Below are 14,161 nucleotides of genomic sequence, written 5' to 3'. Positions count from 1 at the left end.
GATAACACCTCTATCCTTTAAAAATTACTAGGTCTATTCTAACATGATTACTCCGTTTTTTCAAATGGAAAAGTATGTAAAAAGGCTTTAAGAGAAAACTCTTAAAACCTTTGAATTTTATCTAGTCTTTTTTTGAAGAAAGACATAGCTTCCAAAGCCAACTAAGATTGCCAAACCTGCAACTGACAGCCAAAGTGTCGTTTCTTGACCAGTTTTTGGTAAAACTTTCTTAGTAGCTGGTTTTCCTGTTTCTTGACTACTTGGATCTTCCCCTTTTGGATCTTTCTCTTTAGATTGTCCAGGATCGTGAGCTCGATAAGTATTAGTGAATGTAGGCTCTGCATCATAAGTAACAGCACCTAAGAATTCACCTTTCACATTTGTTACTTTAACAGTTAATTTAGCTTCCTTATCATCATAGATATAATCTGGACTGTCCCCAGGAATCTCTTTGATGGTATAGCTATAAGTACCCTCAGCATTATAGTTTAAAGCGTTAAAGTTAATCGAACCATCAGCTTCGTTAGTTGCAGTCTGTACCAAATTACCATCCGCATCATAGAGTCCGAAAGTAAACTGACCTTTTTCTAATTTCTTCTCGCCTACTAATATTTTCTTAGCGTGAATTAGGACATCCTTTTGAATTTCTGCACTACCATTACCAGAACCTTCTTCCAAACGAACTGATTTAGTAATCGTTCTAGCTGTTGGAAAATTACTTGCAGTCCAAGAAAGCTGGTTATTAACCACACTTCCTACTTTTGTGCCTTCAGGCACACGAGTAGAATACTCAATGTACATTGGCCAATTGTAGTTATCACCAAAATTAATGGTAAAACCATTAGCTTCGCCTTTGTCATTTTTTGAGAGAACTGCTTTTTTAGTGAAATTATCCAAAACAGGCAAGCTCAGCAAGTGTGCTTCATTACGAATCCCACCATCTACAGGAGCATAACGAACTGCACGCAGTGTTCCTGGAACTAATGTCAGGCCATCACCAAAGTTATCAGAAATTACCATATCACGAAGCATATCTTGTCTTGCATTCAAGATAATACGCCATTTAACAATGTTCGGATCGGATTTATCCTGATAGCCGTATTTCATCTCATACTCACCAGCAGAACCATCGTCTTTTTTATATTGGAAAGAAAACTCTGTTTGACCAAATCTGAACTGAAGTGCTGTAGAATTTGGTACAGTCTCATTATTAACTTTTACGTTGAATCTCAACGACATTTTCTTATTCTCAGGCAATCGAGTAAAGTAGTCTGAGAAAGTGACCGTAACTGCCTGAGTTGTTGGATCTGCTTTAGCTGAACCAACGACTTCTCCTTTATCATTTACCACATCAAAGACCTGAAAATTCAATGGTGTGATTAAAGTTAACTCTTTTGGCAAAGCAAATGTCAAAGTATCTCCAGAACTAATTACTTGAGAATCAGGAAAAGCAAAGTTACTTGTAACTTCCAAAGCTTCATTACTAATAACGGTAGTATCTTTAGTTATTTGTGCCCCGTTCTTAGTCATAATTACTTCATTAGTATACTCAGTAATTTCTGATGCATTAACATTCGCAGCAAAACGACCACCTACAATAATAGCGGCTAATAAAATTAAAATTTTAAGAAAAATATTATTTTTATCTTTCATTTTATGCTCCTTTCAATGCTTATTATACCAATTACATGTCTTTTTTGCAACATTTTGCCTTAAAGTGTTTAATTATGCAACTAAGACCCAAAAAACCAAGACATTATGTCTCAGTTTCTTTACGTTTATTACTCAATCCCAATTTCATCTCGAACAACATTAGCAATGGTATCTACATAATAATTTACTTCTTCGTCAGTTGGTGCTTCAGCCATGACCCTCAGCAGAGGCTCTGTTCCGCTCGGACGAACCAAAATTCGACCATTGCCAGCCATTTCGGCTTCCATTCTCTCAATCACCGTCTTGATAGCTGGAACTTCCATCGCCTTATCTTTCATGCTGTTTTCCACACGGATATTGACTAGTTTCTGCGGATAGATGGTTACTTCAGAAGCTAATTCAGATAGTTTTTTACCTGTTTCCTGCATGACCTTGGTCAATTGCACAGCTGAAAGCTGACCGTCACCTGTCGTATTGTAGTCCATGATGATAACATGCCCAGACTGCTCGCCACCTAGATTGTAGCCATTCTTGCGCATTTCCTCTACTACATAGCGGTCGCCAACTGCTGTCACAGCCTTTTGAATACCTTCACGATCCAAAGCCTTATGAAAGCCTAAGTTAGACATGACAGTCGTAACAATGGTATTCTGCGCCAGCTCGCCTTTCTCAGACAGGTACTTACCGATGATGTACATAATCTTGTCACCATCTACCAGCTCACCATTTTCATCTACTGCAATCAAGCGGTCGCTATCTCCATCAAAGGCCAGACCAATCGCTGCACCAGACTCACGAACTACTTCCTGCAAAGCTTCTGGATGCGTAGAGCCAACATTCAGATTGATATTGAGGCCATCTGGATTTTCTCCGATAATCGTCAACTGTGCGCCTAGATCCGCAAAAATCTGACGGGCACTGGTTGAAGCCGCACCGTTGGCCGTATCTAAGGCCACATGCATTCCTTCTAGTTCTAAGCCAGTTGAAACCAAATATTGTTGGTATTTGCGCAGTCCTTCTGGATAATCCACCAAGTCACCTAAACCTTCGGCGCTCGGACGTGGCAAGGTATCTTCTGCTGCGTCCAACAAAGCTTCGATTTCCAACTCACGCTCATCATCCAGCTTATAGCCGTCACCACCAAAGAATTTGATACCATTATCCAAAGCTGGATTGTGGCTGGCAGAAATCATGACTCCGGCGCTGGCTTTCTCTGACTTGACCAAATAAGCTACACCAGGCGTTGCAATGACACCCAATTTATAGACATGAATCCCAACGGACAAAAGTCCTGCAACCAAGGCGCTTTCCAACATTTCTCCTGAAATTCGAGTATCCCGGCCAACAAAGACCCGAGGCACTTCACTTTCGTGCTGGCTCAGAACATAACCACCAAAGCGGCCAAGTTTAAAGGCCAATTCCGGCGTTAATTCTACATTTGCTTCTCCGCGAACACCATCGGTTCCAAAGTATTTACCCATTATAAATAGTTTCCTTTCATAAGACCTGGATGTAAGGATATAGGCTGCAAGCAAGGCAGGCCAACTTCATCCAAGTTTATTTTCAAAATTTTATTTAGTTTTTATTTGATGAGCTCGTATTTGAGCTACTGTTAGAGGAAGACGAGCCTGAGCTGTCTGCTGTTTTAGTGTTGACACGCATAGTCGTTTCAAATGGTGTCACCACGCTTGGCATGACATTTCCCTGACCATCAACAGCCTGCAGCGGTGCTGTTCCGCTGTAGTTGCCGGTGATAATGACATTGGTCGGAAGAATAGCTACGACAGACTCAATCTTAGATAGGGTCTCCTCGTCACTTGTTACAGTAGCTTCCTTATTTTCCAAGGTCACACCACTGATAGACACATTTTCAGCCACTTGGCTGTCTGTGATGAGGTAGCGGACCTCAACCTTCTTGCTGGCTTTTTTACCAATCTTAACCGAAATCTTCTGCGGGGTGACTGTAGCAGTCAGACCGCTCGGTAGGTTTTCCACTTTCAGAGGGATTTCGACTGTGCCTTCTGTAGCCTTGGAAAGATCAGCTACAACTCGAAATTTCCGAGTACTTTCCTGCATTTCACTGGCTAGATTGACACGGTTGGAGCCTGTCAGGGCGACGGAAACTTCAGAAGTAAAGCCGCTGATAAAGTAATTCTCGCTGTCATATTTGATGTCAATTGGCACATTGGAAACCGTATTGGTATAAGTTTCAGATGTGACCTGTCGAACTCCAGTATTGTTTTGATAACTGCTAGAGGTTGCATAGACAAACAGCACTAGGGCAAAGAAAAACGAAGAGATGATATAAAGAATTTTTTTACGTTTTTTCATTTCTTCCATCCTCCCATGAAGCGTTTTTTCAAACCTGCTGGCTTGTCCTGCTCTGATAAGAAGACCTTTCTCAGCTCTATCTCAAACTCATCCAAAGTCAGATCATGCTTGAAAATTCCATTGTGCGTAGTGGAAATCCCACCTGTTTCTTCTGAAACAACAAAAGTAAACGCATCGGATACTTCAGACAGGCCAATAGCTGCGCGGTGCCGGGTTCCAAACTCCTTAGAGATGCCGCTGCTTTCTGTCAGAGGCAGGTAGGCACAGGAAGCCGCAATCTTATTGTTTTTTATGATGACAGCTCCATCATGCAATGGCGTATTGGGGATGAAAATATTGATTAGTAGCTCTCCGGATACATCTGCATCCAAGGGAATCCCTGTCGCAATATATTCCTGCAAGGTACGGGTTCCCTGAATGGCCACCAAAGCCCCGATTTTCCGCGGACTCATATAGGCAACAGACTTGACAAAGGCCTGAATCATTTTTTCTTCGTTACTGATGGGCGTCGCAGAAAAAATATCTGTTGCTCGACCCAGCTTTTCTAATCCTGCCCGAATCTCAGGCGAGAAAATCACCACGGCCGCAATGACCCCGTAAGTGATGACCTGATTGATCAACCAAGAAATGGTGGTCAAGCCGATGATATTGGCAAAAAACTGTGCCAAGATAAAGAAGAGCACCCCGCGGACCAGAATCATAATCTTGGTACCAGCAATGGCCTTGATTAGATAATATAGAATCCATGCGACGATAGCGACGTCAATAATATTAATTACAATCCTCCAAGGGTCCGAAAACAAACTGGCCCAATATTGGAGATTGGTTAGTTGTTGAAAATTCATACTTAGACTTCCTACTCCTCTACAAGCAAAGTCAAACAGCTGTAGCAACAAATCGAACTTATTAAATCTAGTCACAGCCTGATTTTATCTTGTAATTAGAGTTCACTCAATTAACTTCTCTCTTTTTATTTTACAGTGGGTCTTAATGCTTAAAGACTTACCAACCCATTATATCACGTTTGTCAATATTTTTCTGTAACCTTCTTTACTTTTTTATGATAAAATATTTCTTATGAAGATAAATACAGCCTTGGGCCTCTTGGCAGGCAAGTCCTCCCACTTTGTTCTCAGCAAAATGGGGCGTGGATCGACTCTGCCGGGGAAAGTTGCCCTGACATTTGATAAAAATATTTTGCAAAACCTAGCAAAGAACTATGAGGTCGTGGTTATTACCGGAACCAATGGTAAAACTTTAACTACAGCTCTGACAGTGGGTATTCTCAAGGAAGCCTTCGGAGAAGTGGTGACTAATCCCAGCGGTGCCAATATGATTACTGGGATTACGACAACATTCCTGACAGCTAAGAAAGGCAAATCTGGCAAGAATATCGCTGTGCTGGAGATAGACGAAGCCAGCCTATCTCGGATTTGTGATTATATCAAGCCTAGCCTCTTCGTCTTTACCAATATTTTCCGAGACCAGATGGACCGCTATGGCGAGATCTATACGACCTACCAAATGATTCTGGATGCTGCAGCTAAAGTGCCTCAAGCGACTGTACTGATGAATGGTGACAGCCCCCTCTTTAACTCAGTCAGCCTAAAGAATCCTGTCCGCTACTATGGATTTGATACCGAGAAAGATCAGGCTCAGCTAGCTCACTACAATACAGAGGGCATCCTCTGTCCCAAGTGCGAGCATATCCTCAAGTACGAGCTCAACACCTATGCTAATCTGGGGGCTTATATCTGTGAGGACTGCGGCTTCAAGCGTCCTAAGCTTGACTACAGCCTGACCGCTCTCAAAACACTTGAGCATAACCGCTCGGCCTTTACCATTGATGGTCAAGACTATCAAATAAATATCGGCGGTCTCTACAATATCTATAACGCTCTAGCAGCGGTATCAGTAGCTCAGTTCTTTGGTGTCGAGCCAGCTACTATCAAGACTGGCTTTGACAAGAGCCGGGCTGTCTTTGGCCGTCAGGAAACTTTTAAAATCGGCGACAAGGAATGTACCTTAGTCTTGATTAAAAATCCGGTCGGGGCGACCCAAGCACTGGATATGATTGGGCTTGCGCCTTTTGACTTTAGCCTATCCGTTCTGCTCAATGCCAACTATGCAGACGGCATTGATACCAGCTGGATCTGGGATGCTGACTTTGAGAAGATTTTAGAGATGGAGATTCCTCATGTCATTGCAGGTGGTGTTCGCCACTCTGAGATAGCGCGTCGACTACGGGTAACGGGCTATCCAGCAGATCAGATTACCGAAGTCAAAGATTTGGAAGCAGTATTTAAGGCCATTGAGCAGCAAGAAACTAAGCATGCCTATATCTTAGCTACTTATACTGCCATGCTGGAATTCCGCGAGTTGCTGGCAGAACGACAAGTGGTCAGAAAGGAGATGAACTAATGGTATACAGATCCCTCACTTCTCCCGAAAACCAGGACTATTGCTATGATATAAAGGTTGCTCATCTCTATGGCAATCTCATGAATACCTACGGCGACAACGGCAATGTCCTCATGCTCAAGTATGTGGCTGAAAAGCTAGGCGCTAGGGTTGAAGTCGATATCGTCTCTCTAGAAGATGACTTTGACAAGGATAGCTACGACATCGTCTTCTTTGGCGGAGGTCAAGACTATGAGCAAACGATCGTGGCTCGTGACTTGCCAGCTAAAAAAGAAGCTTTGGAAAGCTTTATTAATGAAAACGGCGTAGTGCTAGCCATCTGCGGTGGCTTCCAACTTTTAGGCCAATACTATATCGAGGCTTCTGGCCGTCGAATTGAAGGTCTGGGCATCATGGGTCACTATACCCTCAACCAGACCAAAAACCGCTATATCGGTGACATCAAGATTCATAACGAAGAATTCGATGAAACCTACTACGGCTTTGAAAATCACCAAGGACGGACTTTCCTCTCGGACGATGAAAAACCTCTGGGCAAAGTTGTCTATGGAAATGGCAACAACCAAGAGGATGGTTGCGAGGGTGTTCATTATAAAAATGTCTTTGGCTCCTACTTCCATGGCCCTATCTTGTCTCGCAATGCGAACTTGGCCTACCGTCTGGTGACCACCGCTCTGAAAAATAAGTATGGATCAGATATTAAACTAGCAGCTTATGAAGATATCCTAGCCCAAGAAATCCCAGAAGAATATGGAGATATCAAGAGCAAGGCCGAGTTTGAATAGATAAACAGGAGAATCACCATGAAAGAAAAATTGCATTATATTCTGCTTTTAATTACCATTCTATTGGTTGCTGGTATTTCCTTAGCCAATATGCAGAGCGTCAATGTTAGCTTTATCTTGTTCAGCTTCAAACTTCCCTTAATCATATTGATTTTGGTCTCAGTGCTCCTAGGCTCTGTCACGACCTTTCTCATCAGCATGTTAAAAAATTTCTCGCTGAAAAAAGAACTTAAAAAAACCAAAGAAGCACTTAAAAATTCCCATACAGAAAACTAGGTTGGAAATTATTCCAGCCTAGTCTTTTTGTATTCTCTTTTGATAAAGGTAGGAAATCAAAGCCAATCCCATCACTCCGAAACCAATCAGAAGAAAGGAAACGGTGTGGACACTCGGCAGAAGAGTCATCAGAAAAGTCGCAGGAGGCATGAAAAGAATTGCCAGCGTGTAGATCGTTGAGAAAACGCGGCCTAGATACTGCTTGTCCACCTTGGTCTGAACCTGGCTGAAGAAATGAATGTTGAAAACAGTCATAAAGAGCTCGCAGATCAGATTACCAGAATAAGAAAAATAGGGATGAACTGGTAGCAAGGTAGAGATGCCCATGACTGCGACTCCGATACCTGTCAATAGCAGAGCTAGGAGTAGATTTCCCATACTGGCCTTAACCTTGCTGGCTAGAATGGCTCCGATGATTGAGCCTAAAGCACCCAAACTCAGAATAGTTGCATAAGAGCCTGTCTTTTCATAGAGCTGATCGGTAAAAGGCAATAGATAATTAAAGGCCGCAAAGAAAAAATTGACTGCAGAAGCTACCAAGAGCAGAAAGAAGATTTCTTTTTGCTGACGGATATAGACTAGCCCTTCCTTGATATCTCTCAGGATATTGCCAAGATTGATGGGAGACTTCTGCTTGCTTGGCTCATAATTAGGCAGAAAGTAAACCAAGGCAAAAGCCAGAAAGAAGCTAAGAGCATCCAGCTGAAGGGTCACGCGCAAATTTGCATACTGCATCACGATAAAAGATAAAACTGGAGCTGAGACACTGATAACCTGCAAGGCCAATTCCAGATGAGAATTGTAGGCCACGATGTCTTCCTTGTCCACAATTTCGGTAATATAAGACTTATTAGCTGGCCTAGAAAAAGCAAAGGCTATAGCCTGAACCACATTAGCAAAAATCAGCGCTCCAATCATGAGCTGGTCATTTGAAATAAAAGAAATCAGCAGACAAAGAGCGGCACAAATCAAATCTGTTACCATCAGCACCTTACGTCTGGAAAAGCGGTCCGTAATAGCTCCCCCCAAAGGATTGAATAAGATGGAAGTAACTAGCTCTGATATCTGGTAAATGCCCAAGACCGTCTGTCCCAGAGCTCCCAAAGAAGCAAGCCAGATGCTATTCCCATAATCATAAAGCATATTCCCAATTTTATTAATAGCAGCCCGTGTAATCAGCTGTGCTGCCTGTCGATTCATAAAAATACCTCCTTCCATTTCTGAAACTATTGTATCAGGAATGGAGGGAGGTTCTATATTTTTCCCATATTTGGGAAATTATACTTTTACAAACTTATCGAAGTGCTCTTGATAATAGGCGACCTGCTCAGGTAAATCCAGCACTTTAAAGATATGCATGGCTTCCTGCATTTGCTTGATGCCCTGCTTCTTCTGCTCCTTCTGATAAGCCGCAAAACCCTTGAGATAGAGGAACACATTGCGTTCATAGAGTTTGATGCCTTTGCCAATGATTTTCTCTACGTAATCCTCAAAATAACTAGCCTTATCAAAAGAACGACTTTCCAAACAGTGCTGGTAACAATTGAGCGCTAAAATCAAGACTAGTCTCTTATGGCGACCGATTTCTTTGTAGTAGTCCTCTCGCTCCATGACTTCCTTGCCCAGACGGTAGACATAGTCCACATCATAAAAACTATAGAGATTGCCAAAGAGAATCAGCTCATACATAGTCCAGTCTTCCACTTGGAAAAGATAATCAGCCACCTTATCTAAATCTTCTTGCCTCATGTGAAACTGACTGTCTCGCTGACAAATCAAGCCCTGAAGCAAAATCCAATTCAGCTCATAGTAAAGAGGCGCACTGCTGGCCTTGGCCTTTTCCAACTGCTCTGCTTGCAAGTCTTGAAATCCCTTGATGTCATTTGAGTAGTAAAGAGGGATAATCTTACCCATCATGGCCACGTGTTCATGTTGCTGGAAATTCCGTGCCTTGTCCATAAAATTTTCAAGAGTCACATGAATATTATCCAAGAGATCTAAAAATTTCGAGAGGGTCATGTCCGACTCACCCAGCTCAAAACGAGACAGCTGAGAAGTCGAGCAAACCTGACCCGCCGCTTCCTTCAAAGAATAATGCCCATTTAAACGAAAATCACGAAAAACTTTGCCTAAATCTTCCATTTGTTTACCACTTAAATTCCTTCAGTTGCTTTTCCAAATCCTGTAAATAGGCTTCATCCAAGCCATTCCGGTCTTTTGCTGGGGCTTCCAGACTGGCCAGATAAAGCAAGAACTGGTCCGCCAGTATCTCATATTGATGGAAAGGCAGGCGCTTCATCTGGGCCTGAACGAAATCAGCAGCCTCTGCAAAATGCTCGCTTTCCAGCAGCTCTTGCAAATAATCAGCTCCATCAAGCTGCCGGCCTTGCTCATCTTCAAACTGCCCCAGATCTAAATGCTGGATTGTTAGGCGCAGAGCTGAACCAAGCATATTGGCCGCTCCCTTGATCTGCCGCATAATCCAATCGTTTTCTGTCGTCATCAGTAGCTCCTTTCAAAGCGGGCGGACTGACTGCCCCTAAAAATACTACACCTTCTCTGCCAGTTCTTCCCATTCGAGCAGGGCTTCTTCTTGGGCGGCAGTCAGCTGGTCGATTTGCTGCTGGCTCTCCATGAGTTCGGCAGCATTATTAGTGGCCTGCATGGCTTCCTGTAGCTGACTGATCTGACTGTCCAAGTCCTCGATTTGCGCTTCCAGCTGCTCTAGGCGGCGAGCCAGCCGGCGCTGTTCTTTCTGGTTTTCCTTTTGAAGCTGATAGTCATTGGCTGGGGCAGGCTTGTCAGGACTGGCCTGCTCCGTCTCCTCACGCAAGGCTTCCTGCTCTGCCTTTTTCTCCAGATAATAGTCATAATCACCCAGATAAAGGGTAGAGCCTGTCTCAGAGATCTCGATAATCTGAGTGGCCACGCGATTGATAAAGTAACGGTCATGGCTGACAAAGAGCAGGGTGCCGTCAAAGTCAATTAGGGCATTTTCCAGCACTTCCTTGCTGTCAATGTCCAGGTGGTTGGTCGGCTCGTCTAGGATGAGAAAGTTGTTGTTTTCCATAGACAGCTTGGCTAGGAGCAAACGCGCCCGCTCTCCACCCGATAGCATGCCGACAGACTTCTTGACATCGTCTCCCGAGAAGAGGAAAGCGCCTAAGCGATTGCGAATCTCGACCTCTGGCGTCAGCTTGAAGTCATTCCATAGCTCATCAAGTACCGTATTGCTGGCAGTCAGTTTACTCTGGGTCTGGTCATAGTAGCCCACTTCCACATTAGCCCCCAGCTGTTCCTTGCCTCTGATGAAGGGTACTTGCCCGATTAGTGATTTAATCAAGGTCGTCTTTCCAATCCCATTTGGTCCGACAATAGCGACCGCATTGAACTTGCGAATGTCAAGGTTAATTGGCTCCGATAGAACTTCCTCGCCATAGCCAATAGCTGCGTCTTCCAAAGTTAGAACAACATTTCCCGAAACCTTATCGGATTTGAAGGTCATATTAGCCGATCGACTGCCGGTCTCCGGCCTGTCCAAACGCTCCATCTTTTCCAGCTGCTTGCGGCGGGACTGAGCCCGCTTGGTAGTAGAGGCCCGGACCAGATTGCGATTGACAAAGTCCTCCAGCGCAGCGATTTCTTTCTGTTGCTTTTCGTAGTTCTTGGCTTCAGTGGCCAGCTTCTGCTCCTTTTGGACCACAAAGCTAGAGTAATTGCCCACATAGCGATCCAAGGAATGCTTGGTCAAGTCCAGCGTGATGGTCGCAACCTTGTCTAGGAAATAGCGGTCGTGGCTGACGATGATCAGGGCACCGCTGTAGTTGACTAAGTAAGTCTCCAGCCAAGCAATGGTCTCGATATCCAAGTGGTTGGTCGGCTCGTCCAGTACCAGCAACTCTGGCTTTTCCAAAAGCATCTTAGCCAGAGCCAGACGGGTATTCTGCCCGCCTGAAAGCTCAGAAATCTTCATCTGCCACATAGACTGGTCAAACTTGAAGCCATTTAAAATCGCTCGAATATCAGCCTCGTAGGTAAAACCACCTTTCTGGCGAAAGTCCTCTGACCGCTCATCGTACTGGGTCATTAGAGCAGTCAATTCTTCTCCTGACAATTCTCCCATTTGCAGTTCCATCTGCCGCAAGCGCTTCTCTTGCTGACGCAGACTATCAAAGACCAGCAGCATCTCGTCGTAGATGGTATTCTCCGACTCAAAGCGGCTGTCCTGAGCCAGATAGGACAGAGACAGGTCTCGTTTTTTATTGATCTGACCAGAAGTAGGCTCTTCCTCACCCACCAAAATCTTGAGCAGGGTTGACTTCCCAGCTCCATTTTTACCGACGAGGGCAATCCGGTCACCCTCATCCACCTGCAGGTTAATATTGTCAAAAAGAAGCTCCCCTGCAAAAGAGCGCTCAATCTTGCTTGCTTGTAAAATAATCATAAGACCATTATAGCAGATTTCCAGAAGCACAGCTATCAGAATTCAAGAGAAAGCGAACTCAGCTCCCCAAAAGAAAAAAGACAGTCATAGCTGACTGCCTTACATAAAACTATTGAGAATAGATTGATTCTGCAAAATCAGATAAATTCCCAGCAGAATCAGAACCGCAAAGACAACAAATTTAATCATTCCCTTGATTATACGAATAGCCAGAAGGATAATCATGGATCCGACTAGCCACATAAAGGCGGAATTGTGAAAAAAGCCCTGAACCGCCTCAATATTCTGGCCGAAGAAGAGCTGAATGGGCGCCGGAATATGATTTTCCCAAGCCGCTGTCACACCTAGCTGGTTAGCAATCTCATTACCGCTTTTCCATAGCCAGACAAAGATTCCTGAGTTAAAAACAAAGAGAAAAACTTGCTCTGGAAAATGTCGAATCAAATAAAAAATAGATTTTAACATAGGCTTACGATTGATACAAGTCTTTTACAGCCTGGATATCTGTCGGCTGGATACTGTAAAATGAGCCTGCTGACTGCATCACTGACTCCTCCTCATTATGGTCTAATCCAATAGCATGGCCCAATTCGTGCGCTGCTGTATTGACAATCCGCTCATGAGAATAAGCATAGCGACTGTCCAGCAGGTAGTAACTATTAAGGCGAACCGTGACATGGGTAAACCGCTTGGTTAGGAGATTGGTCTGCGACTCAGCTTCACCAGCTGCACTGACATTGCCATCGTTCATCTCCGTCGCAACAATGTCCGCCTTGTCTTTGTCATTGATGATTTGAAAGGTGAAGGCACCTGTTTGATTCCAAGAATCAATGGCCTCCTTATAGGCTGAACGGAAGGTTTCATTATTTGTATCGATGTAAATTGTGGCGCTTGGCTGATCCCAACGAGCCCCTGTTGTTGCATGCTCATCTGTCAGCTGATCCGTCTGCGTCTCCTCACTGCTGTGAAGCCCCGTGGAAATGCCTTGGTGATTTAAAAATTGATCCACTCTGCCAACAGCTGTCTGAACAGCCTGCGTCAGTCCCTCTGTACCCGGTTTTGTCGAAGTGGTAAAATAGAAAATTCCGACAATAACCATAAAGCTCAGGACAAAGGACCAAGCAAGTCCCCAAACCACGCGCCCAATCAGACGCATGAGGAACCGGATGCTTTTAAAAATAAGTCTCATCGCAACCTCCTTTACTAGATTGTAAGAGAACGTTGATTTTACCACCGCTTTCTTAAAGAAGACTGAAAAATTCGCCTTCTTTCATCTATTAGTATAAAAGAAAATGACTACAAATCTGCAACCATTTCTTTTCATACTATTGAATACTCTTTGCAAATCCATTTTTGAGTATAAAATTAAGAACCCGTCTCCTGACTTACCCTGCCACTATTATAGTCCAAACGAATCCCTTTTTGCACATTCGGGATAAAGACATTGAATTCCAGACTGCCATCGCTGGACTTGGCCTCTAGATGAGAACCAACTGGCACTAAATCAGTCTCCGTGGCATAAATCAAGGTTACCCGGTAGCGCACTCGCTTGTTCTTATCCAAAGCCTTCCGGATCTTTGTCTCATAGTAATTCTGCCCTGTCGAGTCCCCTTCATTGGCTTGGTTGGACCAGGCCGTCTGCACAGCGATATTGGCAGGATTGCTAGTGGAGGCATCAAAGCCCTTCAAACCACCGATCAGCGAATAGGCCAAGAGATGTCCTCGGTCCACAGCATGATTGTACTCACCAGGGAGGTTCTTGAGTTGATGCCAGCCTGCCGGTACCCATGAAGTGTTGGCATTTCCAGTTTCTTCCCGTTTTTTGTACTGGCGGGTAGACTTGGATAAAAAGGCATTCGCCACCGTCGGAAGGGTTTTCCCTTGAACAAACTTGGTCTTATTGTCAGCGTAGGGCTTACTAGAAATCCCCGCATCCAAGTCTGTTTTATTACCATTAACGATAAAGGCGCCAGCTCCATTCCATTCAATGCTGCCTTTGAGCTGAGCTCGGACAGCATCCGTCAGAACGCTCTCAGCCAGTTCCTGACTTGGAGTGCCCTGATCTTGGACTTGCCCAACCCTGATTTCTGAATTTGGACTCTGAAGTGGCTGCTGACCTTCCTGTCCCCAGAAATAGCCAGCCAGAGCTAAAATCAAAGCCAGAGTCAGCCCAGCCCAGCCTTGCAGGCTCTTAGAATTCCTTTTCTGACTAGTCTTTCTTTTCATCTTTTTTCTTTCAACTTAGCAAACT

14 protein-coding genes are annotated in these 14,161 nt (G+C 44.1%); 3 read left to right on the top strand and 11 right to left on the bottom strand.

All coding sequences use genetic code 11. The features are described from left to right. Window positions 1–117: 117 nt before the first annotated feature. The 4 genes from HMPREF9380_RS06680 to cdaA all read right to left on the bottom strand — a co-directional run bounded on the left by HMPREF9380_RS06680 (window position 118) and on the right by cdaA (window position 4,829). Complete coding sequence (locus HMPREF9380_RS06680) at window positions 118–1,653, bottom strand: Ig-like domain-containing protein (protein ID WP_002932998.1); 1,536 nt, start codon at window positions 1,651–1,653, stop codon at window positions 118–120. Between the two features lie 128 nt (window positions 1,654–1,781). Continuing rightward, a complete protein-coding gene (gene glmM, locus HMPREF9380_RS06685) occupies window positions 1,782–3,134 on the bottom strand; it encodes a phosphoglucosamine mutase (RefSeq protein ID WP_002932996.1) in 1,353 nt (450 codons plus the stop codon). A 94-nt stretch (window positions 3,135–3,228) separates the two neighbouring features. Continuing rightward, entirely contained in the window at window positions 3,229–3,993 is a 765-nt protein-coding gene (locus HMPREF9380_RS06690; RefSeq protein WP_002902728.1) for a CdaR family protein, read from the bottom strand. Then, the gene (cdaA, locus tag HMPREF9380_RS06695; protein WP_032907297.1) at window positions 3,981–4,829 is read right to left on the bottom strand and encodes a diadenylate cyclase CdaA; all 849 of its coding nucleotides are present in this window, start codon (window positions 4,827–4,829) and stop codon (window positions 3,981–3,983) included. Before cdaA ends, HMPREF9380_RS06690 begins: the two co-directional genes overlap by 13 nt. Before the next feature lie 232 nt (window positions 4,830–5,061). On the opposite strand from cdaA, the gene murT reads away from it, so the two are divergent. The 3 genes from murT to HMPREF9380_RS06710 are packed head-to-tail and all read left to right on the top strand — an operon-like array spanning window position 5,062 to window position 7,466. Next, on the top strand, window positions 5,062–6,405 hold the full coding sequence (murT, locus tag HMPREF9380_RS06700) for a lipid II isoglutaminyl synthase subunit MurT (RefSeq protein WP_002932991.1): 1,344 nt from the start codon (window positions 5,062–5,064) through the stop codon (window positions 6,403–6,405). Continuing rightward, the gene (gene gatD, locus HMPREF9380_RS06705; RefSeq protein WP_002932990.1) at window positions 6,405–7,190 is read left to right on the top strand and encodes a lipid II isoglutaminyl synthase subunit GatD; all 786 of its coding nucleotides are present in this window, start codon (window positions 6,405–6,407) and stop codon (window positions 7,188–7,190) included. Before murT ends, gatD begins: the two co-directional genes overlap by 1 nt. An 18-nt stretch (window positions 7,191–7,208) precedes the next feature. Then, window positions 7,209–7,466 carry a LapA family protein gene (locus HMPREF9380_RS06710; RefSeq protein ID WP_002902722.1) on the top strand — a complete coding sequence of 86 codons (258 nt, stop codon included), beginning with the start codon at window positions 7,209–7,211 and terminating at the stop codon, window positions 7,464–7,466. Between the two features lie 18 nt (window positions 7,467–7,484). Here the strand turns inward: HMPREF9380_RS06710 and HMPREF9380_RS06715 are convergent, their stop codons facing one another. From HMPREF9380_RS06715 to HMPREF9380_RS06745, 7 genes are all read right to left on the bottom strand, one after another. Then, window positions 7,485–8,666 carry an MFS transporter gene (locus HMPREF9380_RS06715; protein WP_032907295.1) on the bottom strand — a complete coding sequence of 394 codons (1,182 nt, stop codon included), beginning with the start codon at window positions 8,664–8,666 and terminating at the stop codon, window positions 7,485–7,487. 78 nt (window positions 8,667–8,744) lie between these two features. Continuing rightward, on the bottom strand, window positions 8,745–9,608 hold the full coding sequence (locus HMPREF9380_RS06720; RefSeq protein ID WP_002932988.1) for an Rgg family transcriptional regulator: 864 nt from the start codon (window positions 9,606–9,608) through the stop codon (window positions 8,745–8,747). A 4-nt stretch (window positions 9,609–9,612) separates the two neighbouring features. Continuing rightward, on the bottom strand, window positions 9,613–9,969 hold the full coding sequence (locus tag HMPREF9380_RS06725; protein WP_002932987.1) for a hypothetical protein: 357 nt from the start codon (window positions 9,967–9,969) through the stop codon (window positions 9,613–9,615). 45 nt (window positions 9,970–10,014) lie between these two features. Continuing rightward, entirely contained in the window at window positions 10,015–11,910 is a 1,896-nt protein-coding gene (locus tag HMPREF9380_RS06730; protein WP_032907293.1) for an ABC-F family ATP-binding cassette domain-containing protein, read from the bottom strand. A 99-nt stretch (window positions 11,911–12,009) separates the two neighbouring features. Next, window positions 12,010–12,375: a hypothetical protein gene (locus tag HMPREF9380_RS06735; protein ID WP_002932983.1), complete on the bottom strand. Its 366-nt coding sequence runs from the start codon at window positions 12,373–12,375 to the stop codon at window positions 12,010–12,012. Between the two features lie 4 nt (window positions 12,376–12,379). Next, window positions 12,380–13,099 carry a matrixin family metalloprotease gene (locus HMPREF9380_RS06740; protein ID WP_002932981.1) on the bottom strand — a complete coding sequence of 240 codons (720 nt, stop codon included), beginning with the start codon at window positions 13,097–13,099 and terminating at the stop codon, window positions 12,380–12,382. Between the two features lie 176 nt (window positions 13,100–13,275). Beyond that, window positions 13,276–14,136, bottom strand: a complete 861-nt coding sequence (locus HMPREF9380_RS06745) for a DNA/RNA non-specific endonuclease (RefSeq protein WP_002932978.1) — start codon at window positions 14,134–14,136, stop codon at window positions 13,276–13,278. Between the last annotated feature and the right edge of the window lie 25 nt (window positions 14,137–14,161).

Origin of the sequence: Streptococcus sanguinis SK49 (assembly GCF_000212815.1) — a bacterium.
GTDB lineage: Bacteria > Bacillota > Bacilli > Lactobacillales > Streptococcaceae > Streptococcus > Streptococcus sanguinis_C.
The sequence above is the reverse complement of the archived record's forward strand: the minus strand, read 5'-3'. Positions and strand labels throughout refer to the sequence as shown.

Coding starts and splice junctions, on each gene's coding strand:
- HMPREF9380_RS06680 (WP_002932998.1), bottom strand. CDS start 1,653: ATGAAAGATAAAAATAATATTTTTCTTAAAATTTTAATTTTATTAGCC.
- glmM (WP_002932996.1), bottom strand. CDS start 3,134: ATGGGTAAATACTTTGGAACCGATGGTGTTCGCGGAGAAGCAAATGTA.
- HMPREF9380_RS06690 (WP_002902728.1), bottom strand. CDS start 3,993: ATGGAAGAAATGAAAAAACGTAAAAAAATTCTTTATATCATCTCTTCG.
- cdaA (WP_032907297.1), bottom strand. CDS start 4,829: ATGAATTTTCAACAACTAACCAATCTCCAATATTGGGCCAGTTTGTTT.
- murT (WP_002932991.1), top strand. CDS start 5,062: ATGAAGATAAATACAGCCTTGGGCCTCTTGGCAGGCAAGTCCTCCCAC.
- gatD (WP_002932990.1), top strand. CDS start 6,405: ATGGTATACAGATCCCTCACTTCTCCCGAAAACCAGGACTATTGCTAT.
- HMPREF9380_RS06710 (WP_002902722.1), top strand. CDS start 7,209: ATGAAAGAAAAATTGCATTATATTCTGCTTTTAATTACCATTCTATTG.
- HMPREF9380_RS06715 (WP_032907295.1), bottom strand. CDS start 8,666: ATGAATCGACAGGCAGCACAGCTGATTACACGGGCTGCTATTAATAAA.
- HMPREF9380_RS06720 (WP_002932988.1), bottom strand. CDS start 9,608: ATGGAAGATTTAGGCAAAGTTTTTCGTGATTTTCGTTTAAATGGGCAT.
- HMPREF9380_RS06725 (WP_002932987.1), bottom strand. CDS start 9,969: ATGACGACAGAAAACGATTGGATTATGCGGCAGATCAAGGGAGCGGCC.
- HMPREF9380_RS06730 (WP_032907293.1), bottom strand. CDS start 11,910: ATGATTATTTTACAAGCAAGCAAGATTGAGCGCTCTTTTGCAGGGGAG.
- HMPREF9380_RS06735 (WP_002932983.1), bottom strand. CDS start 12,375: ATGTTAAAATCTATTTTTTATTTGATTCGACATTTTCCAGAGCAAGTT.
- HMPREF9380_RS06740 (WP_002932981.1), bottom strand. CDS start 13,099: ATGAGACTTATTTTTAAAAGCATCCGGTTCCTCATGCGTCTGATTGGG.
- HMPREF9380_RS06745 (WP_002932978.1), bottom strand. CDS start 14,136: ATGAAAAGAAAGACTAGTCAGAAAAGGAATTCTAAGAGCCTGCAAGGC.